Raw genomic sequence first — 1,748 nt, forward strand, 5'->3', positions numbered from 1 at the left:
CGAGGTGCCCCGCGTCGCCGGCCGGCTGGCTGCCGCGGGTGGCGCCCTGCTGCCGCTGCCGCTCCCGCGCGGCACCGATCCGCCGACGCTGCTGCGGCCCGGCGGGTCCGTCTCCTTCACGCCCCTGGTGACGACGTACGGCACACCGGCGTACGCGGACCTCGACCCCTCGTGGCCGGCGGGCCTCGCCTACGTCGCGATGTTCGGGATCATGTTCGGTGACGTGGGGCACGGGGCCATGCTGGTGCTCGGCGCGCTCGCGCTCCGTCTCGGGTGGCCCCGCCGGTTCGTCCGGCTGAGGCGGCTATGGCCCCTTCTGGCCGGTGCGGGCATCGCCGCCATGCTCGCGGGCGCCGCCTACGGGGAGTTCTTCGGCCCGACCGGGCTGCTGCCGGTGCTGTGGCTGAGCCCCTTGGACAGTCCTGCGCGCCTGCTGGCCGCCTCCGTGGTCTTCGGAGCGGGACTGCTCGCGGTCGCGCATGCCGCCGGCGCGGTCAACCGGGTGCGTGGGAACGGCTGGGCGGCGGCACTGTTCGCGGCATCCGGCTGTGCCGGGCTGCTGTTCTACCTGGGGCTCGCCCTGGCTGCGGCCGGTCTGCTCGTGCGTCGGCCGCCGGTGGCCGTCATCGGGGCCACCGGCGCCCTGGCCGGGCTGGCGCTGGTGGCCCTCGGCCTGTTCCGGGCCACGGCGGGCGGCGGCGCGGGATACGCCGAGACGGCTGTCCGGCTGTTCGACATCGTCGTACGCACCGGCACCAACACCCTGTCGTTCGCCCGGCTCGCGGCCTTCGGCCTCACTCACGCGGCGCTCGCCGACCTGGTGTGGCGCGGCACCACGGGACTCGCCGGGCGCGGTGCCGCAGGAGTCGTCGGAGCCGTGCTGCTGTTCACCGTGGGTACGGCCGTCTCGTTCGGCCTGGAGGCCCTCGTGGCCGGGGTGCAGGCCTTGCGGCTCGACTTCTACGAACTCTTCTCCCGGCTCTTCGAGGCGGAGGGCCGCCCGTTCCGTCCCTGGCACGTTCCCCCGGCGGAACCTGCCGACCGCGTTACGAAGGTGATCCCATGCTCACCTGGCTGATCGTCCTGCCGGTCCTGGCCACGGTGCTCGGCGCCGTCCGGCCGCTGCGCCGCCGCCGGACCAGACACGCCTTCCGCTGGCTGCTGGCCACGAACCTGGCGCTGCTGGGCGGCGCCTGTGTCGTCCTGGCCACGGCACTCGCGGGCCCCGCGCAGGCGTCGGCGCAGGCCACGGCGTCCGGCGGGGTCAACGGGTCCGCTCTGGTCGGGGCGGCCATCGCGGTGGCCGGCGCCTCCATCGGCGCCGCGATCGCCGTGGCCTACACCGGCGCCGCGGCGCTGGCGGCGCTGAGCGAACGGCCCGAGATGTTCGGGCGTGCGATGGTGATCGTCGGACTCGCGGAGGGCATCGCCGTGTACGGACTGGTGGTCGCGATCCTGCTCATCGGAAAGGCCTGACCATGGGCACGGTGGCCGCCATCGGGGCATGGACCAGCGTGTGCGGGCTGGCCCTGGCCGGAGTCGAGGTCCGCGTGGCGGAGGATCCGGAAGCCGTCCGCCGGGCCTGGCGTGAGCTTCCCGGCACGGCCGCTCTCGTGATTCTCACGGCCGAGGCCGCCGAAGCGCTGGGGACCGAGACCATGACTCCCGGCCCATCCCGGCCGCTGACGGTGGTGACGCCCCGATGACCGCGCCGGTCGACGCGTTGGACCCCGTGCGCGCGGAGTTGC

3 protein-coding genes are annotated in these 1,748 nt (G+C 74.9%); all 3 read left to right on the forward strand.

From position 1 onward, the window contains the following. Positions 1 to 1,078, forward strand: a 1,078-nt coding sequence (locus M878_RS52125) for a V-type ATPase 116kDa subunit family protein (protein WP_023544389.1), incomplete at its 5' end; no start/stop codon positions are given. Beyond that, positions 1,063 to 1,476 (forward strand): ATP synthase subunit C, encoded by a 414-nt coding sequence (locus M878_RS52130; RefSeq protein ID WP_023544390.1) that lies wholly within the window; start codon positions 1,063 to 1,065, stop codon positions 1,474 to 1,476. The genes M878_RS52125 and M878_RS52130, both read left to right, overlap by 16 nt. 2 nt (positions 1,477 to 1,478) lie before the next feature. Then, on the forward strand, positions 1,479 to 1,706 hold the full coding sequence (locus M878_RS52135; RefSeq protein WP_023544391.1) for a V-type ATP synthase subunit F: 228 nt from the start codon (positions 1,479 to 1,481) through the stop codon (positions 1,704 to 1,706). Positions 1,707 to 1,748: the final 42 nt, after the last annotated feature.

This window comes from Streptomyces roseochromogenus subsp. oscitans DS 12.976, assembly GCF_000497445.1.
GTDB lineage: Bacteria > Actinomycetota > Actinomycetes > Streptomycetales > Streptomycetaceae > Streptomyces > Streptomyces oscitans.

Excerpts from the sequence above, each read along its gene's own strand:
- M878_RS52130 (WP_023544390.1), top strand. The coding sequence starts at position 1,063 with ATGCTCACCTGGCTGATCGTCCTGCCGGTCCTGGCCACGGTGCTCGGC.
- M878_RS52135 (WP_023544391.1), top strand. The coding sequence starts at position 1,479 with ATGGGCACGGTGGCCGCCATCGGGGCATGGACCAGCGTGTGCGGGCTG.